Genomic DNA, 21744 nt, shown 5'->3' with positions numbered 1-21744 from the left:
GTCAGCTCCTTCGGCCTGTGTCAGGCGCCGACCGTGGCGGGCGTGTTCAGCTCGATGCCGCCCTGGATGCGCACGGCCGGGTACAGACCGGTCAGGGCCCAGGCGACCGTCTCCTTGATGACCCGCTCGGCGATCGGGTCGAGGATGCCCTCCAGGCTCGGGATGCCGAAGTCGAAGTCGGCGTCGAAGCGGACGACGACGTCCGCGCCGTTCTGCTTGACCGACCAGACCCCGGTGAAGGAGTCGAAGTCGCCGTCGGACTGCTCGAAGCGGATCTCGCCCGCCTCCGGCAGCACCGTGTCGTCCTCGGTCCAGCGCAGCAGGCCGCTGCGGAAGTGCAGCTCCCAGCTGGAGGAGGGCTTGGGCTCGGGGTACGCGGAGTGCACGGTGGTCGCGTTCACGTGCGGCGCGAGATCCGGGTACTTCTCAAAGCGCCGTACGGCGTGCAGGACCTCCTCGGCCTGCTCCGCGGGAATCAGGGATTCGAGTTCGACGTGCCGCACGATCAGTTACCGCCTTCCGGCATAGTGGCCGCGCCCTTGATGAGGTCCCGGGTGGCCAGGTCGAAGGAGTTGACGAGGTAGTCGAGGTCGGTGTCGCTGAGCACGGCGGGCGGGGTGAACCGGACCACCGAGCTGCCGTTCATGGAGTGGTTGGCGACGACGCCGTGGTTGAACAGCTCGATCAGCAGCTCGCCGGCGAGGCCCGCCTCGACCAGCTCCACGCCGATGAGCAGACCCTGGCCGCGGACGTCCACGACCAGCTCGGGGATGTTGCGGTGGGCGACCTCCGCGATCCGCGGCAGCAGCCGGGCACCGAGGTCCATGGAGCGGGTGACCAGGCGCTCCTCCTTGACGGCGCGGACCGCGCCCATCACCGCGGCCATCAGCACCGGCTGCCCGGAGAAGGTGGCGGTGTGGACGTAGGGGTCCTTGTCGAAGGGGCGGAACGCCTTGCGGGTGGCGATGGCCGCGGACACCGGCATCACACCGCCGCCCAGTGCCTTGCCGGCCAGCAGCACGTCCGGTACGACGCCTTCGAGGTCGGCGCCCCACCACTCGCCGAGCCGCCCGAACCCGGACTGCACCTCGTCGAGGATGAGGAAGCCCTCGTACTCGCGGACCAGTTCCTCGACCCGCTTGAGGTAGCCCTTGGGCGGGATGATCACGCCGCCCTCGCCCTGGACCGGCTCCAGGATCACGCAGACCTCGCCCGGGTGGGCCTTCAGCTCGGCCTCCAGGGCGTCCGCGTCACCGAACGGCAGGTGCTGGAAGTCGGGGATCAGCGGCCGGAACGGCGCCTGGTAGACCTCCTTCGCGGTCGCCGACAGGGCGCCCAGCGTCTTGCCGTGGTAGCCGCCGCGCATCGAGACGGTCCGCTTGAAGCCACCCGCGCGGGCCAGCTTCAGACCGGTCTCCACCGCCTCGGCGCCGGACAGCGCGAAGTGCACCCGGTCCAGGCCGGTGGGCAGCACCGACACCAGGGACTCGGCGGCGCGGGCCACCGTCGGCTCCAGCAGGATGCGGGTCGCGGTGGGGTGGGTGCGCAGCTGGCGCTCCACCTCCTCCATGACGATCGGGTGCCGGGCGCCCATGATGAACACGCCGTAGCCGCCCGCGTTCAGGAAGCGCTCACCGTCACTGGTGGTGAGCCAGGCGCCCTCGGACGCCACCTCCATATGACTGCCGAACAGCTCGGCGAGCGTGGCGCGGCCCTTGCTCAGATGGGCCCGGTAGAGGTTGAGGATCTCGGCCTCGTCGTCGACGACGGGCGCGTGGGGGGAATCGTGCAAGACGGTCACGTGTCACTCACTCCATGAGAGGGGACTTTTCAATGCCGTTGATGAGAGCGCCTCTTCAGGGGCGCGGGGCTGTGTTCGATGTGCGGCTCCGCCGCGTGGGCGCGACAAGCCACAACGGACCCGCAGCCGACCGACTACGCGAGAACCAGCGGCCCTCCGTCGAAGTACGTCAGCAGCGGCTCCGACGCGGCGATCCGCGACGGCGGATGGAAGGCCAGCGCCCTCGTCGCGGCAGCGGCCTGCGCGGAGGCGGAGTTCGTGATGAAGTCCATCCCGCCCAGCAGCTCCAGCGCCCGCGCCACGATCCCCGGCAACGCGTTCTGCACCGCGTACCGGGCGACCAGCACCCGCGCCACCGACTCCTCGTCGCCCGGCTCGCGCCCGGTGCCCCGGGCCACGCCTTCGAGGAGGGCCAGCGCGGCCTCCATGTCGACGGCGAGCGCGGCCCGCTCGTCCGCGCTGCCCCGCTTGCGGGTCAGCACCTGCTCGACCAGCGCCGCCGCGGCGCCCGCGTACCCCGCGGAGATCAGCATCTCGAACCAGACGAACCCGGCGGACTGGAGGTCGTCCAGGCGCGTGGGATCGTCCGCGCCGGCCCGCACCACCATCTCGCTGGGCACGAACACGTCCTCCAGGCGCACCTCGTCGCTCTCGGCGCCGGCCAGCAGGTCGTTGCCCCAGAACCGGTGCACGGTGAGGCCGGGCGCGTCGGACGGGACCAGCGCGAGCGCCAGCTCGGGCTCGCCGCCGTCCTCGCCGTGGATCGCCGTGGACGCCGTGAGCAGGCTCATCGAACGCGACAGGCTGCACGGCTTCTTGGAGCCGGAGAGCAGGAAGCCGCCCTCCACCGGGCGCGCGGTCACGGCCGGCTTGAGGATGTTCGCGGCGGTACGGCCCTCCGACCAGCCGGAGCCCAGCACCTGCTGGTCGGGCACGATCTGGTGCAGCAGCTGGGTCTGGGCGGGGGTGAGCCGGCCCGACTTGACGGCGAGCGAGTACAGCATCGCGGCGGTGAAGTGGTGCATGGAGACGGCCGCGACCAGCGAGGGCGAGACCGCGCCGAGGGCCAGCTGCACCCGCAGCGCCTCCAGCGGGGCCGCGCCGTGGCCGCCGTACGACTCGGGTATCAGCAGGCCCACACCGCCGTGGATGCGGAACAGGTCGATCACCGGACTGCCGGGTTTCTCCCGCTGCTCGTAAGGGAGTTGCTCCAGTTCCTTGAGCAGTCCGGGGTGGAACCGCTCGCACACGGTCCGGGCGACATCGAGGGAACGCACGGGAAGACCTCCGAGGACGGGGTGGGTTCAGGCGCCGAAGACCGCGTCGTACGGGCTGACGTCGCGGGCGATGCTGACCCCCTGGACGTGGGAGGTCTTGAGCATCGGGTAGTTGGCCTCGCCGAACGCTCCGCCGGTGCGGCCGGTGCCGCCGTGGCTCGGCAGATAGGGCAGGAAGCCGATGTGCGAGTCGTTGACCTTCAGCAGACCGCCGTTGACGGTGCGGCGCACGAACGTCTCGACCACGTGGTCGGAGCGCGACCACAGCGAGTTGCGCAGCCCGTAGTCATTGCTGTTGACGAACTGAAGGAACGATTCGAGCAGGGCGTCGTCATGATCGCGCTCGGCGACCACGATCGGGACCAGCGGGAAGAAGGTCTCCTCGCGGACCACGTCGTACGTCCGTGCCCGGTCCAGGCCGTCCACCCGCACCACCGTCGGCTGGAGGAACACGCCCGTCTCCGAGACCGTGCCGTCCACCTCGGTGCGATGGCCGCCGGTGACCAGCTCGGCACCGTTGTCCAGCGCCTGCCGCAGCAGCCGGAAGAAGCGCTCGCTGCGCCGCACCGGCGACAGCAGCACGTCCTCCTCCTCGGGCAGGCCCGGCTTGATGCCCTTGACCTGCTCCTTGACCTCGGCGATCAGCGCCTCGGCGACATCCGGATGGGCCAGCACGTAGTTGGGGACCATGCAGATCTGCCCGGAGCCGTAGAAGGCCTCCGTGATCGCCTCGGCCGCCCACTTCACGTCGGCGTCCTTCCACACCACGATGCCGTCGTTGCCGGCGAGTTCGAGGATCGGCTTCTTGCCGTGGGCGACGCACTGCTGCTCGAAGCGCAGGCCCTCCTGGCTGCCGCCGATGTAGAAGATGTCGTTGATCAGCGGGTCCGCGATCCAGCGGTCCATGGTCTGCTTCGGGTTGGAGCAGACCGCGTTGAGCACGCCGGGCGGGGCGTCGAACTCCTCCAGCAGCGGGGCGACGATGTCGCGCAGCAGCCACATGGTGGAGAGCGCGATGCTGCGGGGGGCCCGCACGACCACCGCGTTGCCGGCCATCAGCGCCAGCACGCACAGCGCGGCACTGGGCAGCGGGGCGTTCTGCGGCGGGTTGAAGGCGACCACTCCGTCGGGCTGGCGGTGGAGGATCAGCCGGCGGCCGTTGTACTCCTTCTCGACCCGCATCTGCTTGTCGTACCAGCGCAGCGAACCGGGCGCGTAGATCTGGAGCAGGCAGCTCAGCTCCCAGCGAGCGAGCTTGACGGGGTGGGACTCGGCGACCAGCATCCGCAGGAACTCGTCCTCGTGCTTGATCAGTTCCTCGCGGAACCGGGTGCCGAGCTTCATCCGCCGCTCCAGCGGAACGGCTTGCCACTCGGCGGCGGCCGCCGCGGCGGCCTGGGTGGCGAGGTCAATGGAGGCGTCGTCCGCGATCGCACAACGCCCCACGACATAGGGGTGCTTGGCCGCCTCGGACTCCGGGTCCTGTTCGAGGGAGCGCTTCAGGCTCACGCTGGTGAACACGTCTTCCAGCAGCGAACGCCCGCTGACGGTGTACACCCAGCCGTCGCCGGCGACGTCCTTGCCCGCGATGTAGAGGTCGTAACTCTTCAATCCGGAAGGTGCCTCAGCACTCTCCTCCTGCGCGGCTTCGCGAAGCATCTTCAGCCTTTCGGATATGGCGTGTGGATTTCTTGAAGCAATGCGAGCGTGACAGCGGAATCTGATCCGGCGCTGACACCCGACTGATCCAGCCAACCCGCCCCACCCCGGCCGTCAGTGGGGCGTCAGCCGCCGCTGCTTGCATGAGGCGCATGTCACCCGTCGACAGCACCATCCAGCGGCTACGTGATCTGCCGCGCAGTGAACTGACCGAGGAAATCGAGACAATCGTCCTCAAGAAATTCAAGGTCGTTCTTCTCATGGACGATTCCGAGGACCTCCCCGTCGACGTCTCCTACTTCGACCTCGGGCTCACCTCGCTGCGCCTGACCGAGATACGCCAGAGCCTGGAACAGCTCCTGGATCTGTCGATCAACGTCAATGTGCTCTTCAACGAGCCGACCATCACCCACCTCGTCGACCACCTGACCCAGGCCGTCCAGGAAGCTTGAGGAGTCGTTCCATGCCGCGTACGGAATCAGCGCAGGCGCCCGAGCCGGTAGCGATCGTCGGAATCGGTCTGCGGTTCCCCGGCGGCAGCGGCTCGCCCGACGAGTTCGACGCCTTTCTGCGCGAGGGCCGCAGTGGAATCCGCCCCATCCCCACCGACCGCTGGGACGTCGAGGCGTTCACCCCCGAGGGGCCCGACGACAAGGGCAAGATCCGCGCCTCGGCGGGCGGGTTCCTCGACCGCATCGACCTGTTCGACGCGGGCTTCTTCAACATCTCGCCGAAGGAAGCCCGTTACATGGACCCCCAGCAGCGGCTGCTGCTGGAGACGGCCTGGCAGGCGCTGGAGCACGCCGGCATCGACCCGGCGCCGCTGCGCCGCGGCAACGGCGGTGTGTACATCGGCGCCAGCTCCATCGACTACGCGCTGGAGCTGGACTCGCTGCCGTACGAGGAGCTGGACGGCCATCTCGCCTCCGGCATCACCATGTTCCCGCTGTCCGGGCGGCTCTCCTACTTCCTGGGCTGGCGCGGCCCGAGCATGAGCGTGGACACCGCCTGCTCCTCCTCGCTGGTCGCCCTGCACCTGGCCGTGCAGGCGCTGCGCGGCGGCGAGACGGACATCGCGCTGTGCGGCGGCGTCAACGCCCTGCACCACCCGCGCATCCCGGTGATGTTCTCCAACGCGCAGATGCTGTCCCCGGACGGCCAGTGCAAGACCTTCGACGAGTCGGCCGACGGGTACGCGCGCGCCGAGGGCTGCGGCATCATCGTCCTCAAGCGGCTCTCCGACGCCGAGCGCGACGGCGACCGCGTCCTCGCCCTGGTGCGCGGCACCGCCGTCGGCCAGGACGGCGACAGCGCCGGCCTGACCGTGCCCAACGGGCCCGCCCAGGAGAAGGTCATCCGCAGCGCGCTGAGCGCGGCCCACCTCGCGCCCGAGGACATCAGCTATGTCGAGGCGCACGGCACCGGCACCCCGCTCGGCGACCCCATCGAATTCGGCGCCATCGGCGATGTGTTCGTGGACTCGCACACCAAGGACCACCCGGTGGTGGTCGGTTCGGTGAAGACGAACCTGGGGCACATGGAACCGGCCTCGGGCATCGTCGGCGTCATCAAGACGGTGCTCATGCTGCGCGCGGGCACCATCTACCCGCACATCAACCTCGACAACCCCTCCGGGCGCATCCCCTGGGACCTGTACCCGCTGCGCGTGCCCACCGCCCCAGAGCCCTGGAAGGCCGAGGTCAAGCGCGCCGTCGTCAACAGCTTCGGCTTCGCCGGGACCATCGGCGCGGTGGTCCTGGAAGAGGCGCCGGAGCAGCCCGCCGAGGAGACCGAACAGGCGGGCGCCGCCCCGCTGTTCACCCTCTCCGCGAAGAACGCGACCGCCCTGCGCGAACTCGCCGCGGACTACCGGGCGTTGCTGGAGGAGCGGCCCGAGATCTCCGTGGCCGTGCTCAGCCACAGCGCCAACACCACCCGCGCCCACCACCCCTACCGGGTCGCCGCCCCTGTCGCCGACCGCGCCGCCCTCGTCAAGCTCCTCGACAAGGCCGCCGAGCACGAGCACGAGGGCCCGACCGGCATCCGCAAGACCGCGTTCATGTTCACCGGCCAGGGCTCCCAGTACGCCGGTATGGGCGCCGCCCTCTATGAGGCGCTGCCCGTCTTCCGCGCCCAGGTCGACGCCTGCGACGAGCTGTTCGCCGCCCACCTCGGCCGCTCGATGCGCGAGCTGCTGCTCGGCACCGCCGCCGACCCCGAGGCCATCGACCGCACCGAGTACACCCAGCCCGCCCTGTTCACCCTGGAGTACGCGCTCGCCCAGCAGTGGATGGCCTGGGGCGTGAAGCCCAACGTGCTCATCGGGCACAGCATCGGCGAGGTCGTCGCCGCCGCCGTGGCCGGGCTGTTCAGCCTCCCGGACGCCGTCAAGCTGGTCGCCGCCCGCGCCCGGCTGATGCAGGCCGTCACCGCCGAGGGCGGCATGGCCGCCGTCTCCGCGCCGCTGGAGGACGTCGCCCCGCTCCTGGAGGGCCACGAGGACCTGGCCGTCGCCGGGGTCAACGCCCCCGACCAGACGGTGATCTCGGGCGCCACCGCGGCCCTGGACGAGGTGAGCGCCGCCCTCGCCGAGCGGGGCGTGCGCGTCGAGCGGCTCAAGGTCTCGCACGCCTTCCACTCCCCGCTGATGGCCGAGGTCTACGACGACTTCCGCACCGCCCTCGACGGCATCGAGTTCCACGAGCCGAAGATCAGCCTCATCTCCAACGTCACCGGACGGCTCGCCCGCTTCCGGGAGATCGGCAACCCCGGCTACTGGGTGCGGCACATCGGCGAGCCCGTGCGCTTCCTCGACGGCATCCGCGCCGTCGCCAAGCGCGGCCGGCACGCCCTGATCGAGGTCGGCCCGCAGGCCGGGCTCACCGCGCTCGCCCGCCGCTCGGTCACCGTCGAGGACCATGTCTGGCTGGCCAGCCTGCGCCGCCGCGACACCACCACCGCGACCACGCTGACCGCCCTCGCCGACTACTACGCGGCCGGGCTCACCGTCGCCTGGGACGGCTACCACGCCGGGCACCCCGCCCCCGCCCGGGTGGACCTGCCGACGTACGCCTTCCAGCGCAAGCGCTACTGGCTGCCCTCCGTCACCCCCCGCCGCTCCGCCGCGAACGGCACCGCCCGCCACCCGCTGCTCGGCACCGAGGAGCGATTCGCGAGCGGGGTACGGGAGTTCACCGCCGAGTTCATGCCCGAGGAGCTGGGCGCGCTCGCCGACCTGGCCGCCGACGACCGCACCGTGCTGCCCGCCGGAGCCTACGTCGACCTGCTGCTCGCGGTGCAGGACGCGGTGCAGGGCCACGCCCGCCACGCCGTCCGCGACCTCAAGCTGCTCGCCCCGCTTGAGCTGTCCGCCGAGACGGTCACCGCGCTGACCACCCGCTGGCGGCCCCGCCCCGGCGGCGGCGCCGAGATCGAGGTGTACACGCTGGTCGGCGGCGAGGAGAACCTGCACGCCACCGCCACGGTCGCCGCTGACCCCGAACCCCTCGTCCCCGTCTCGGAGTTGGCCGAGCTGGACGCGGGGCTCGCCCCGGCCGCCCAGCACATCGACGACGAGGACATCTACACCGACCTCGCCTCCGTCGGCCGCCCTCAAGGCCCCCGCATGCGCCTGCTGGTCAAGGCCGCCCGGCACGGCGATGGACTGGTGACCGGCGAGCTCACCGGCCGCGACGCCAGCGCCGTCGAGCACGTCCCGGCCGAGCTGCTGGAGGCCGCCGTACAGGCGCTGGTCGTCCTCGACCCCGAGGGCCCGGTGTTCGTGCCCCGCGAGATCGCCTCCGTACGGCACTTCCGCAAGCCGCGCGGCGAGCAGCTGCGTGTCCTCGCCCGGGTCCGCGGCGAACAGGACCGGCGCCTGGCGGATGTGCTGCTGCTGGAGAACGGCGATCCGGTCGCCGAACTCCTCGGGGTGCGCATGGCCCGGCCCGAGGGCCGCGGCGGCCGCCGTCAGTTCCTGCACCGCCCCGAGTGGGTGCGGCGCGCCCTGCCCGCCCGCGGCGGCGCCCCCGCCGCCCGGCATGTCGTCCTCCTCGACCCCTCGGCCGCCCGCGCCGCCGAACTGGCCGCCGAACCCGGCCTCAAGGTCACCTGGCTGCCCGATCTCACCGATCTCAAGGCCGCCCTGGAGGACCCCACCGTCACCGACATCTGCCGGCTGTGGCACCAGCGCTCCGGACCGATGTCCACCGAGCGGCTGCGCGCCGAGTGCGAGGACAACTACCGCGAACTCCTCACCCTCATCAGCGCGTTGGAGACCGCGAACCGGCCGCCCAGGCTGTGGCTGGTCACCGAGGGCGCCCAGTGGCTGCCCGGCGACCCGGCCGGAGACGGCGGCCATCTGGCGGCCGCCACCCTGTGGGGCTTCGGCCGGGTGCTGCTCACCGAGTACGCCCAGTACCGGGCCACCCTGGTCGACCTCGCCCCCGGCAGCGGCCTCGCCCCGCTGGCCGAGGAATGGCGGACCGAACCGGCCGGTGAGTACCAGGTCGCCCACCGTCCAGGGCGCCGCTATGTGCGCCGGCTGCTCGCCGGTGACACCAGCCTCACCTGGACCGGCGGCTTCGAGCTGCGCGCCCCCGACTCCGGCGACCTGTCCGACCTGGTGCTCGCACCGGTCGCCGACCGGGCCCCGGGGACGGACGAGATCCAGGTCCGGGTGAGCGCCGTCGGCCTGACCGCCGAGGACGCCCGCGCCGCCCTGGACACCGGGCGCGCCGAACGCGCCGAGGAGACGGGGGAGGTCGAACTTCCGCCGCTGCTCGGCCAGTTGGCCCGGGGCTCGGTCCTCGCGGCGGCCGAGGGCACCGGCTTCGCGCCGGGCGACGAGGTCCTCGTACGCCATGACGGGACCTTCCGCGCCACGCTCACCGTGCCCGCGGTCGCCGCCGTGGCCGCCACCGGCGACGACGGCTCGGATCTGCGCTTCGCCCTGGACGAGACCGGCGAGGCCCTGCGCACCGCCCTGTCCGACCCGGCCGGACCCGCCTGGGTGACCCTCCCCGAGGACCTCCAGGAGCGGCCCGAGCCGGCCGACGAGATGCCCGCGGGGCTGCGCGCCGACCGCACCTACCTGGTCACCGGCGGTCTCGGCGGCCTCGGTCTGGTCACCGCCCGCAAGCTGGCCGCGCTCGGCGCCCGCCACCTCACCCTGGTCAGCCGCAGCGGCAAGGCCACCGAGGAGGCCGCACCGGTCCTCGCCGACCTCGCGGCCGACACCGAGATCGACGTCGTACGCGCCGACATCTCCCGGCCCGGGGACGTCGAGCGGCTGGTCCGGCACCTCCGGTCGGGCTCGCGCCCGCTCGGCGGGATCGTGCACGCCGCCGGTTCCTACGACAAGAAGCTGATCTCCGAGCTGACCTGGGAGTCCATCGACGCCCAGCTCGCCGCGAAGGCGTACGGCGGCTGGCTGCTGCACGAGGCCGCCGAGGACTCCTTCCCCGAGCTGGAGTTCTTCGTCACCTACTCCTCCATCGCCTCCGTCCTCGGCGGCGCCACCCAGGGCCACTACGCCGCCGCCAGCGCCGGGCTCGACGCGCTCGCCGAATGGCGCGGCCGGCGCGGGGTGCCGGGCCTGTCGGTCAACTGGGGCGCCTGGGCCCGGGTCGGCATGTCCGCCCGCCTGGAGGAGCACCTCAGCCAGGAGATCGAACGCAGCGGCGTCCGCTTCTTCTCCCCGACCCGCGCCCTGGACACCCTGGCCCGGCTCTGGGGCCGGCCCCGCACCCAGCGGATCGTCGGCGAGTTCGACTGGGACCGCTACGTCTCCGGCAGCGTCAACGGCGACCTCTTCTACGACCGGCTCGCCCGCCAGGGCGGCGAGGAGGGCACCGGTCTCGACCTCACCGCCCTCACCGCGCTCCCCGCCGCCGAACGGCTCGCCGCCGTCACCGGGGTGGTGAGCGAGAAGGTCGGCGCCGTCCTGCACCTGGAGGAGGGCGACGAGCTGGACCTGAACAGCGAGTTCGTGTCGCTGGGCCTGGACTCCCTGATGGCCCAGCAGGTCAAGGCCGCACTGGAGCAGTCGTTCCGGCTGCCCCTGCCGGCCTCCCTCACCCACGACCACCCCACGGTCCGCGCGCTGGCCCAGTTCGTCGACGGGCAGCTCGCCCCGGCGCCGACGGCGTGACGGTCGGACAGTTCGACAGAGACGGCACATCACCATGAGCGACATACCGAGGGAGCGCTGGACGCTCCACCACTCCGCCCGTGCCCACGCCGGCACCCGCCCCGACCACCCGGCGATCATCTGCGAGGGGCACGTCACCACCTACGACAAGCTGCACCGCGACAGCAACCGCGCCGCGCACGCCCTGCACACCAGCGGGGTACGGCACGGCGACCGGGTCGCCTACCTCGGCCGCGAGTCCGCGAACTACTACCTCGTGATGATCGCCTGCGCCAAGGCGGGTGCCGTCCTGGTGCCGGTCAACTGGCGGCTCACCCCGAACGAGGTCGACCACATCCTGCGCGACTCCGGCGCCACGCTGATCTTCGTGGACGACGAGTTCTGGGACACCGTCGCCGCCGTACGGCCCCAACTGCGCGGACTGCGCCGGGTGATCCGGGTCGACGGCACCGACGCCGACGGCGAACCCGCCCGCGGCGCCGGGCTGCTCGCCTGGGCCGCGGACCAGCCCGAGACCGACCCGGCGCCCGGCACCGGACCCGACGACGCCGTCATCCAGATCTACACCAGCGGCACCACCGGGCTGCCCAAGGGCGCCATCCTCGCCCACCGCAGCTTCTTCACCCTGCCGCACGCCAGCCGCGAGCGGGGCGTGGACTGGATCGACTGGCTGCCCGAGGACGTCGCCCTGATCTCCCTGCCGGGCTTCGGCGTCGCCGGCATCGGCTGGTTCCTGCACACCTTCAACGCCGGCGGCACCAATGTGATCATGCCGCAGTTCGACCCGCAGGAAGCGGTCCGCCTCATCCGCGAGCACGGCGTCACCACCACCTTCGCCGCACCCGCGATGCTCCAGGCGATGGCCGCCGAACGCGGCGCGGGACCCGAGGCGTTCACCTCTCTGCGCAAGATCGCCTATGGCGCGGCGCCCATGTCCGAGACGCTGCTCAAGCAGTGCCTGGAGACCTACCGCTGCGAGTTCGCGCAGATCTACGCCAGCACCGAGACCGGCAGCGTCGCGGTCTGCCTGCCGCCCGGCGACCACCACGCGGGCAGCACCCGGCTCATCTCGGTGGGCCTGCCCTGCCCCGGCAACGAGATCAAGGTGGTCGGCCCCGACGGCGCGATCCTGCCGCCCGGCGCCATCGGCCAGGTCTGTGTGCGGGCCCCCTCCCGGATGCTCGGCTACTGGAACCTGCCCGAGGCCACCGCCCGCACCCTGGTGGGGGAGTGGCTGCACATGGGCGACGCCGGATTCCTCGACGAGGACGGCTATCTCCATCTGTGCGACCGCATCAACGACACGATCATCGTGGCCGGGCAGAACATCTACCCGGCCGAGGTCGAGAAGGCCCTCGCCGCGCATCCGGCGGTCGCCGACGCGGCCGTGGTCGGACTGCACGACGACCGCTGGGGCGAGAGCGTGCACGCGGTGGTGGTCCTGCGCCCCGGCGCCAGGGCGACCCCCCGTGAACTCCTGCTGTCGCTGCGCGGCCGGATCGCCGACTACAAGATCCCCGGCACCTACCACTTCGCCGACTCCCTGCCCCGCAACCCCTCGGGCAAGATCCTGCGCCGCGCGGTGCGCGAGCAGCTGACGGCGCAGACCAGGGCCGCCGCCGGGAGTGCCGTATGACCACGTTCCCCGACGTCTCCGCGGAGAGTGACACGCCCATGAGTACCGAACCGCTGCGGATCGGCATCCTCCTGCCCACCCGCGAGCAGGCCATCAACGGCACCTACGCCGCGGCCCCGTTGCTGGACTTCGCCCGGAACGCGGAAGCGCTCGGCTTCGACTCGCTGTGGGCCGGCGACTCCCTCACCGCCCGCCCCCGCCTCGACCCCCTGGTCGTACTGTCGGCCGCCGCCGCCGCGACCCGGCGCATCACCGTCGGCACCGCAGCCCTCACCCCCGCCCTGCGCCACCCCCTCATCGGCGCCAACATGATCGCGAGCCTCAGCCATGTGGCCGCCGACCGGCTGATCCTGGGCCTGGGTTCGGGCTTCCCGATGCCCGAGACCGAGGCGGAGTTCGAGTCCGTCGGCGCCTCCTTCCAGGGCCGCGTCGGCCGCCTGGACGAGATCGCCGCGCTGTGGCGCACCGCCTGGCGCGCCGGGGAGGACGGCGAACCCAGCGAGTTCGAGGGCAGGTTCTGGCAGGCGGAGAACCTGGACCGGCTGCCCTCGCCCGCCGTGCCCGGCGGCCCGCCGCTGTGGCTGGCCGGCAGCGACACCCCCAAGGTGCTCGCCCGCGCCGCCACCCGCTACGACGGCTGGCTCCCCTTCCTCCCCGACGTCGACGCGTACGGCCGCGCCGCCGCCCGGCTCGGCGAACTCGCCACCGAGGCGGGGCGCACGGTGGTCCCCGGGCTGTACGCCACGGTCACCGTGAACCGCGACGAGGCCGCCGCCGAGGCCGAGTTGGAGCACTACATCAGCCACTACTACGGCCGCTCCCTGGAGCAGATGAGCACCATCCAGGCATACGCCTGGGGCAGCGCCGAGAAGTGCGCCGAATGGCTCGGCGGATACGTCCGCGCCGGCGCCCGGCACCTGGTGATCCGCATCGGATCCCTGGACCCGGAACCCCAGTTGAAGGAGATCGCCGAGGTGCTGCTGCCCGCGGTACGCGCCCTCGGTTTCGCACCCACCGTAGGGAGTACGCAGTCGTGACCACCGCCATCGGCACCATCGGCAGCCAGATGTCCAGCGAGGGACACTGGTTCCACCCCGTGGAGCCCTCGCCCGACGCCTCCATCCGGCTGTTCCTGCTGCCCCACGCGGGCAGCGGCGCCATCATCTACCGCGACTGGGAACGCCTGCTGCCGCCGGACATCTCCCCGCAGGCCGTCACCCTCCCCGGCCGGCACAACCGCCGCGAGGAGGAGACGTACGAGAACTTCTGGCCGCTGCTCGAAGCCCTGCACGAGGCCGTGCTGAACGACCTGGACGACCGTCCGTTCGCCTTCTTCGGCCACTGCCTCGGCGCCCAGCTGGCCTTCCGCCTCGCCATCCGCATGGAGGAGGAGGGCGGCCCGCTCCCCGCGATGGTCGGCATGTCCGGCTGGTCACCGGTCGGCTTCTTCAAGCCGACCGAGGAGCAGAGCCGGATGCCGGAGCCCGAACTGGTCGAGTGGATCAAGAAGTTGGGCTCCTTCCCGGCCGAGGTCTACGACAACCCCGAGATGCTCGCCCTGGTCGTGCCCGCCCTGCGCTCCGACCTGCGGGTCGCCGGGGACTACGACGACGACGGCGCCGGCGTCAGCTGCCCGCTCGCCTCCTACGGCGGCCGCAGCGACCCGCTCCAGGAGGCCCCGGACGCCATGACCCACTGGGCCGGGCGCACCCCGTCGTACCTGGGACACAACGAGTACGAGGGCGGCCACTTCTACATCGACACCCACGCCCAGGCCGTCACCGCCCACTTCGCACACCGGCTCCAGCGGACCGTGGCCACCGCCGTGAGCTGACCGGGGGAAACGGCGCGCGTCAGCGCCGTGTCAGCGGGTCGCGAGAAGGTGACAGACGGCCCGCCGACACGGCGCTCGTCGGTCTCTCCCCGACGTACTGCCGAGGCCACCCATCCGAGAGAGAAGCAGCAGCATGAGATTCGACAAAGACCTCTTCATCGCGTCGGCCGGGTCATGGATACCGGACACGATCACCGTGGCACAGGCCACCGCCGAGGGCCTGGTCGACGAGGAGCACCGCGACCTCGGCTTCGAGAACATCGCCGTCTCCGACGAACTCTCCGGCCCCGAGATGGCCGTACGCGCGGGCCGCCTCGCCGTCGAACGCTCCGGCATCGCGCCCGCGGACGTCGGCCTCGTCCTGCACTCCTCCGGCAGCTACCAGGGCCACGACATGTGGCCCACCGCGGCCTACGTCGCCAACGAGACCGTCGGCTCCGGCGTCCCCGGATTCGACCTCCAGCAGCGCTGCAACGCGGCCGTCGGCTCGCTGAGCCTGGCCGCCGGATACATCAACTCCGGCCTCGCCACCGAGGTGCTGCTCACCACCGGCGACCGGTTCGCCGCGCCCTGGGTGGACCGCTGGAACATCCAGATGAACCTCATCTTCGCGGACGGCGGCAGCGCCCTGCTGGTGTCCGGGCGTACCGGCTTCGCCCGGGTGGTCGCCGCCACCCTGGGCGCCGACAACTCGCTGGAGCGCTGGAACCGCGGCCTCGAACCCTTCGCCCTCCAGCCCGGCGCCGAGGTACGGCTGATCGAACGCGGCCGCCAGCACGCGGCCACCCCGGAGGCCGAGGGCTCCTGGGAGCGCTACGAGGCCGCCCTGATGTCCACCACCGGGCGTGTGATGGCCGAGGCGGGTGTGTCGACCGAGGACATCGCCCGCGTCGTCACCCCGCACGTCCACCGCAACAAGACCCCCGAGAACTTCGACCTGCTGGGCTTCACGGAGAAGCAGAGCACCTGGGAGGTCGGCCGCAGGTACGGGCATGTCGGCCCCGGCGACCAGTTCCTCGGCATCGAACACCTCGTCCTGGAACGCGCCGTCGGACCGGGCGACCTCGTCCTCGTCGTCGCGGCCGGCGCGGGCTTCAGCTTCTCCGCAGCCGTACTGGAGATCCTGCACACCCCGTCCTGGTGACGGGAGGGGCGGCTCCCCAGTCCACCCCCACCGAACGATGAGAGGAACGGCCGTCATGGCCCTACAAGAACCCCGGGAAGCCGCCCCGGGCCAGAACGGGAACCAGCCCGGCACCACCGGATCGAACACCCCGGTGGCCACCGCCCCGCCGCAGGAGCCCCCGGCCCCGCACTGGGCGATGCTGCCGATCATCCTGATCGGCACCTTCGTCATCACCCTCGACGTGTTCATCGTCAATGTGGCGATCCCCGCCACCCAGCGTGATCTGCACGCCGGTTCGTCCGCCGTGGAGTTCATCGTCGCCGGGTACGCGCTCGCGTACGCGGCCGGACTGATCACCGGCGGCCGGCTCGGCGACCTCTACGGCCGCCGCCGGATGTTCCTGATCGGCGTGGCCCTGTTCACCCTCTCCTCGGCCTGGGCCGGCAGCGCGCCCACCGCCGGGCAGCTGGTCGCGGCCCGCGTCGCCCAGGGCCTCGCCTCCGCCCTGATGGGCCCCCAGGTCCTCGCCATCATCGGCACCGTCTACAGCGGGCCCGCCCGCATCCGCGCCTTCAACGCGTTCGGTCTGACGATGGGGCTCGCCGGTGTGTTCGGCCAGCTCATCGGCGGTGTGCTGATCCACCTGGACATCGCCGGGCTCAGCTGGCGCACCTGCTTCCTGGTCAATGTGCCGATCGGCATCGCCGCGCTGGTCTTCGCCCCGCGGGTGGTCCCCGAGTCCAAGGCGCAGGGCAAGTCCCGCCTCGACCCGCTCGGCATGCTGCTGGTCTCCGCGGGTCTGGTCGCCGTCGTACTGCCGCTCGCCGAGGGCCAGCAGAAGGGCTGGCCGGAGTGGACCTGGGTGTGCCTGGCCGTCTCCCCGGTGCTGCTCGCCCTGTTCGCGCTCTACCAGCGGCGGCTGGCGGCGGCCGACCGCGGCCCGCTCGTCAACCCGGCGCTGTTCCGCCAGCGTTCCTTCACCGTCGGGGTGAGCACGGCCCTCGTCTACTACTCCGGCATGGCGTCCTTCTTCCTGGTGCTCGCCCTCTACCTCCAGCAGGGCTGCGGCCTCAGCGCGCTCGACTCCGGCCTGGTCTTCCTGCCGCTGGGCGTGGGCTTCCTCGGGGTCTCGCTGACCGCCAAGCAGATCGCCGCGGTGCTCGGCCGGCAGACCCTCGCCGTCGGCGCGCTGGTGCTGACGGCCAGTCTGATCGGGCTGTACGCCGCCGTGGAGCACATCGGCACCCACGGCGAGGTCGCCTGGCTGGTGCCCGGACTGCTGGTCGGCGGCGCCGGCATGGCCATGGTGATGGCACCGCTGGCGACCGTGGCCCTCGCGGGCACCGACCCGCGCTACGCGGGCGCGGCCTCCGGTGTGCTGTCCACCGCCAACCAGGTCGGCGGCGCGATCGGCGTCGCGCTGGTGGGCGTGGTCTTCTACCACGTCCTCGGCCATGGCACCGGACCCGACGCCTACGCCGACGCCTTCCGGGCCAGCGTCTATCTGCTGGTGCCGTTCGCGCTCGGCGTGGCCGCCCTGGTCCAGCTGTTCCCGCGCCCGCCCAAGAAGGCGCCCACGTCCTGAGCCGAGCGGCGGACCCGTTCACGGGTCCGCCGCACGGCCCCGATCCGCGTGTCCGCCGACGGACACGCCGTCAGCGCACCACAGAGGAGTCTCGTCCATGACCACCGAAGCGGAACTGACCGGCACAGATGCCGAGTCCGTGCCGGCAACGGACCACGGGGAAACCGGCGGCAAGCCCGCCTGGGGCGCTCTCCTCGTGGTGTTGCTCGGCCTGTTCATCGCCAACATCGACTTCTTCATCGTCAATGTGGCCATCCCCTCGCTCCAGCGGGACATGCACGCCACCAGCGCCGAGATCCAGCTGGTGGCGGCGACCTTCAACATCGGCCTGTCCGCCATGCTGATCACCGGCGGCCGGCTCGGCGACCTGTACGGCCGCCGCAAGGTGTTCGCGATCGGCCTGGCCCTGTTCGCGGTGGCCTCGCTGGCCTGCGGCATCGCGCCGAACATGCCCGAACTGATCGCGGCACGCGCCGTGCAGGGCGCCGCGGCCGCGCTGGTCATCCCGCAGGTCCTCGGCATCCTGACCACCGCCTACACGGGCAAGGCCAGGGTCGCCGCGTTCAACGCGTACGGCATCACGATGGGCGCCTCCGCCGTGTTCGGCCAGCTGATCGGCGGTCTGCTGATCAAGGCCGACCTCTTCGGCTGGGACTGGCGGACCATCTTCCTGATCAACGCCCCGATCGGCGCCGTCGTGCTGCTGCTCACCCCGAAGCTGGTCCCCGAGTCCCGCGCGGAGGGCCGTACGGGACTCGACTGGACCGGTGTGGTGCTGGTGACCGCCGGTCTCACGGCCATCGTGCTGCCGCTGGTCCAGGGCCGCGAGCAGGGCTGGCCGACCTGGACCTGGGAGTGCCTGGTGGCGGCCGTGCCGCTGCTGGCCGCGTTCTGGTGGACGCAGCGCCGCAAGGCGGCCCGTGACGGCTCTCCGCTGGTCCACCCGAGCCTCTTCGCGGACCGCTCGTTCGGCATCGGCGTCGTCTCCCTGCTGGTGTTCTTCGCCGCGATGGCCTCCTTCTTCCTGGTCCTCGCGCTGTACCTCCAGGAGGGCCGCGGCGTCTCCGCGCTCAAGTCGGGTCTGCTGTTCATGCCGCTCGGCCTCGGCTTCTTCCTCGGCTCCGCGCAGTCGCCGAAGGTCGCCGCCAAGCTGGGCAAGCAGGTGCTCGCGCTCGGCGCGGTGCTCCAGGCGGTCGGCAACCTGGGCCTGGCCGAAACCGCATGGCACCTGGACAGCACCGGGAACGTGGCCTGGTGCATCCCGGCCATGGTCGTCGCCGGCCTCGGCATGGGCTTCGTGATCGCCCCGCTGGCCTCGCTGGTCCTGGCCGGGGTCGCCCCGCAGCACGCGGCCGCCGCGTCCGGTGTGTTCTCCACGGCCCAGGAGATGGGCAACGCGATCGGCATCGCCGTGCTCGGCGTGGTCTTCTTCGGCGTCGCGGGATCGCAGGTCACCGCGCACTCCTACGCCCACGCCTTCAGCGTCGGACTGCTGGTCCAGGCGGGGATCTGCGTCCTGGTGGCCTGCCTGGTGCAGCTGCTGCCGCGACCGAAGGCGGCGGACCCGGGCGCGGCGGCCGCGACCGCCTGACCCGCCCCGCACCTTCGCCCCGAAGGGGGCCGGCGCCGACCGCGCCGGCCCCCTTCTCGTTGCTCTCCACCGGGGCCCGAACTATCCGTCCGCCACCCTCTTTACCGTCATAAAAGTATATGTTTACCAGTATATAACGAGTCAGTAACCCGTCAGATTTCCGTCAGTGCAGCTCACCAGGATGTGCTCCAACGCTGAGATTCAGCCAACGGAGGGAACCCCATGTCCGCCTGTGAGCAGCGAAGACTGCCAGATTGGCCCATGCCCCGGTCGTGCCCCTACGGGCCGCCGGACGCCTACGCACCGCTCCGCGACGAAGCGCCGTCCAGAGTGCGCATAAGAGGCGGCGAGGCCTGGCTGGTCACCCGGCACGCGGACGTACGCCAGGTGCTCAACGACAACCGGTTCAGCGCCGACGACCAGCAGCCGGGCTTCCCGATCCGCATCCAGCTGCCGCCGGAGCCGGGCGTGATGTCCTTCAGCCGCATGGACGACCCGGAGCACGGCCGGCTGCGCCGGATGGCCCTGACCGAGTTCACCGCCCGCCGCACCCGCGCCCTGCGCCCCGAGGTGGAACTCCTCGTCGGGCAGCTGCTGGACGAGCTGGAGGCCGGACCGAAGCCGGTGGACCTGGTGGCGAACTTCGCCATCCGGCTGCCCTCGCTGGTCATCGCCCGCATGCTCGGGGTGCCCGAGCAGGACGAGGCGGACTTCACCGAGCAGAGCCAGGTCATCCTCTCCCAGGAGGCCGGCCCCGAGGAGACGTACGCGGCGTTCGTCGCGATGACCAGGTTCCTCGACAAACTCGTCGCCCAGCGCACCGCCGAGCCCCGGGACGATCTGATCAGCCGGCTCGCCACCCGGTACGTGAGCGCGGGCGAGCTGACCCACGAGGAACTGGTGGCCATGGCCCGGTTCATCCTCGTCGCCGGGCACGAGACCACGGCCCACCAGATCAGCCTCAGCGTCCTCAGCCTGCTGCGCGACCCCGCCCAGCTCGCCGAACTCCGCGCGGACGAGAGCCTGTTCAAGCCCGCCGTGGAGGAGCTGCTGCGGTACTGGTCCATCTCCCAGGACAACCAGGTACGGGCCGCCGTGGCCGAGGTCGAACTGGGCGGCGCGACCATCCGCAAGGGGGACGGCGTGATCGTCGCCATTCCCGCGGCCAACCACGACGAGTCCGTCTACCCCGGCGCCGACACGGTCGACATCCACCGCAACGCCGCCGGACACCTCGCCTTCGGCTTCGGCGCCCATCTGTGCCCGGGCGCCTCCCTGGCCCGGATGGAGCTGGAGGTCTGCCTCAAGGCCCTGTTCGCCCGCTTCCCGGGCCTGCGCCTGGCGGTGGCGCCGGAGGACGTCCGCTTCCGGGAGAACACGATCGTGTACGGGCTCCAGGAGTTGCCGGTCACCTGGTGATGCCGGAGTGCGTCGGGGGCGGGGCCCGGTGCGGGTCCCGCCCCCGGGGCGGTCGTCCGGTTCGGTTCCCGCGCCCGGGGGTGATCGTCGGGCGCGGGACCTGCTGTCGAGGGGCAGCCCGGCAGGTTCATGACGAAACGTCAGCAGCGCGTCAGTGCCAGGTCAGGACCGCTTGGCAGAGTCATCCGTGTTCCGTCCACCGCCGGTGCGTCCGATGTGAGGAGAGCGCCCGTCATGGCAGACACCGCAGCCCCCGGACCCACCCGGGCCCTGATCCTGGCCAACCCGGCCTCCGGTAGCCACAGTCCCGAACTCGTGGCCCAGGTACGGGATCTGTGCGCCTCCTACCTGGAGCGGGCCGAGGTCCACCGGACCAGCGGACCGGGGGACGCGACCGTCGCCGTACGCCGCGCCCTGGAGCGCACCGACGACGCCCCCGACCTGATCGTCGCCATCGGCGGCGACGGCACCGTCCGCGAGGCCGTCCAGGGCCTGGTGCCGGCCGACCACGGGGCGAGCCTCGCGGTGATCCCCGGTGGCACCGGCAACTCCGGCTACAAGATGCTGTGGGGCGAGCGGCCCTGGAGCGAGGCGCTCAAGGCGGTCCTCTCCGACCACGGCATCGGCGGCAGCGCCCGGCTGCGCAGGCTCGACCTGGCCCGCCTCACCGAGACCCGCAACTACGTGTACCTGGGCGCCTGTTCGGGCGTCATCGCGGACGCCCTGATCACCGCGAAGCAGGTACCGCTGAGCGGCCGCGAACGCTACGTCCGCGCCTTCGCCGACACCGCCGACGGGTACGAGCCGTACCCCGGCCGGGTCACGGTCGACGGCCGGATCGTGCACGAGGGCCCCACCGTCCTCGCCAACGTCGGCGGCGGCCCCTACCGCGGCGGCCGCTTCCATGTACTGCCCGACTCGCTGCTCGACGACGGACTGCTCGACGTCTGCGTCATCGGCGGCGACATCACCGCGGCCCAGGTCCCCGAACTGACCCTGAACGCCGCCCATATGACCCATCCGGCGACCGTCTACGCACGAGGCCGCCGGATCACCGTGGAACGCACCGACGGCCGCCGCCTCCCGCTGGAGCACGACGGTGAGTACCAACACGGCATCGGCGCCGCGGCCACCTTCGAGGTGCTCCCCGGAGCCCTCCCCGTGTGGGCGCCTGCCACCCCCTGAACCAACCGTCCGAAGAACCGAAGAAGCACCACCAAAAAGGAGATCGCCCGCATGAGCGACCTGACCACCACCGTCACCCGCTACCTCGACATCTGGAACGAGGCGGACGCCGACAAGCGTGCCGCGGCCATTGCCGAGCTGTTCACCGCCGACGCCCCGTACATCGACCCGCTGGCCGCGGTCGAGGGTCGCGAGGGCTTCGCGGCTGTGGTGGCCGGCGCCCGCGACCAGTTCAAGGGTCTCTCCTTCGAGCTGCACGGCACCGTCGACGCCCACCACAACCAGGCCCGCTTCCAGTGGGGCCTGGTGACCGAGGCCGGCGCCGAGCCGATCGCCATCGGCTTCGACGTCCTCGTCGCCGACGAGGCCGGCAAGATCAAGGCCGTCTACGGCTTCCTGGACAAGGTCCCGGCCGCGTAACACCGGCACGTGTCGCGGGAGCACCGGGTCCATCCGGTGCTCCCGCACCCGTGTTGAGGA

Annotated in this window: 15 protein-coding genes; 11 read left to right on the top strand and 4 right to left on the bottom strand. The window is 71.7% G+C overall.

Going from position 1 to position 21744, the window contains the following annotated elements; translation table 11 throughout:
• Positions 1–20 precede the first annotated feature (20 nt).
• The 4 genes from AB0N90_RS24230 to AB0N90_RS24215 form a co-directional block, all read right to left on the bottom strand.
• Positions 21–503 (bottom strand): SRPBCC family protein, encoded by a 483-nt coding sequence (locus tag AB0N90_RS24230; protein WP_136104084.1) that lies wholly within the window; start codon positions 501–503, stop codon positions 21–23.
• A 2-nt stretch (positions 504–505) separates the two neighbouring features.
• Positions 506–1801 carry an aminotransferase class III-fold pyridoxal phosphate-dependent enzyme gene (locus tag AB0N90_RS24225; protein WP_085567026.1) on the bottom strand — a complete coding sequence of 432 codons (1296 nt, stop codon included), beginning with the start codon at positions 1799–1801 and terminating at the stop codon, positions 506–508.
• Positions 1802–1935: 134 nt separating this feature from the next.
• Entirely contained in the window at positions 1936–3078 is a 1143-nt protein-coding gene (locus AB0N90_RS24220; RefSeq protein WP_085567027.1) for an acyl-CoA dehydrogenase family protein, read from the bottom strand.
• A 27-nt stretch (positions 3079–3105) separates the two neighbouring features.
• Positions 3106–4737, bottom strand: coding sequence for an aldehyde dehydrogenase (locus tag AB0N90_RS24215; RefSeq protein ID WP_161221547.1), 1632 nt, complete (start codon positions 4735–4737; stop codon positions 3106–3108).
• A 143-nt stretch (positions 4738–4880) separates the two neighbouring features.
• Between AB0N90_RS24215 and AB0N90_RS24210 the strand changes: the two genes are divergently transcribed.
• The 11 genes from AB0N90_RS24210 to AB0N90_RS24160 all read left to right on the top strand — a co-directional run bounded on the left by AB0N90_RS24210 (position 4881) and on the right by AB0N90_RS24160 (position 21684).
• Positions 4881–5189 (top strand): acyl carrier protein, encoded by a 309-nt coding sequence (locus AB0N90_RS24210; RefSeq protein WP_365199814.1) that lies wholly within the window; start codon positions 4881–4883, stop codon positions 5187–5189.
• 11 nt (positions 5190–5200) lie between these two features.
• Positions 5201–10888 carry an SDR family oxidoreductase gene (locus AB0N90_RS24205; protein ID WP_365199813.1) on the top strand — a complete coding sequence of 1896 codons (5688 nt, stop codon included), beginning with the start codon at positions 5201–5203 and terminating at the stop codon, positions 10886–10888.
• Between the two features lie 34 nt (positions 10889–10922).
• Positions 10923–12524 (top strand): long-chain-fatty-acid--CoA ligase, encoded by a 1602-nt coding sequence (locus AB0N90_RS24200; protein WP_365199811.1) that lies wholly within the window; start codon positions 10923–10925, stop codon positions 12522–12524.
• Positions 12525–12562: 38 nt separating this feature from the next.
• The gene (locus tag AB0N90_RS24195; protein WP_361678180.1) at positions 12563–13561 is read left to right on the top strand and encodes an LLM class flavin-dependent oxidoreductase; all 999 of its coding nucleotides are present in this window, start codon (positions 12563–12565) and stop codon (positions 13559–13561) included.
• A gap of 29 nt (positions 13562–13590) precedes the next feature.
• A complete protein-coding gene (locus AB0N90_RS24190; RefSeq protein ID WP_361678183.1) occupies positions 13591–14358 on the top strand; it encodes a thioesterase domain-containing protein in 768 nt (255 codons plus the stop codon).
• A gap of 133 nt (positions 14359–14491) precedes the next feature.
• Complete coding sequence (locus tag AB0N90_RS24185; protein WP_365199809.1) at positions 14492–15502, top strand: ketoacyl-ACP synthase III family protein; 1011 nt, start codon at positions 14492–14494, stop codon at positions 15500–15502.
• Between the two features lie 55 nt (positions 15503–15557).
• Positions 15558–17069 (top strand): MFS transporter, encoded by a 1512-nt coding sequence (locus tag AB0N90_RS24180; RefSeq protein WP_365199807.1) that lies wholly within the window; start codon positions 15558–15560, stop codon positions 17067–17069.
• A 97-nt stretch (positions 17070–17166) separates the two neighbouring features.
• Positions 17167–18660 carry an MFS transporter gene (locus AB0N90_RS24175; protein WP_365199804.1) on the top strand — a complete coding sequence of 498 codons (1494 nt, stop codon included), beginning with the start codon at positions 17167–17169 and terminating at the stop codon, positions 18658–18660.
• A gap of 330 nt (positions 18661–18990) precedes the next feature.
• The gene (locus tag AB0N90_RS24170; protein ID WP_365199803.1) at positions 18991–20079 is read left to right on the top strand and encodes a cytochrome P450; all 1089 of its coding nucleotides are present in this window, start codon (positions 18991–18993) and stop codon (positions 20077–20079) included.
• A gap of 234 nt (positions 20080–20313) precedes the next feature.
• Complete coding sequence (locus tag AB0N90_RS24165) at positions 20314–21264, top strand: diacylglycerol kinase family protein (protein WP_361678091.1); 951 nt, start codon at positions 20314–20316, stop codon at positions 21262–21264.
• Positions 21265–21315: 51 nt separating this feature from the next.
• Positions 21316–21684, top strand: coding sequence for a nuclear transport factor 2 family protein (locus AB0N90_RS24160; protein ID WP_037654340.1), 369 nt, complete (start codon positions 21316–21318; stop codon positions 21682–21684).
• The last annotated feature ends 60 nt before the right edge of the window (positions 21685–21744 follow it).

The organism is Streptomyces sp. NPDC093018, from assembly GCF_040684035.1.
Lineage (GTDB): Bacteria > Actinomycetota > Actinomycetes > Streptomycetales > Streptomycetaceae > Streptomyces > Streptomyces murinus.
This window is presented reverse-complemented; position numbering and strand designations above follow the sequence as displayed.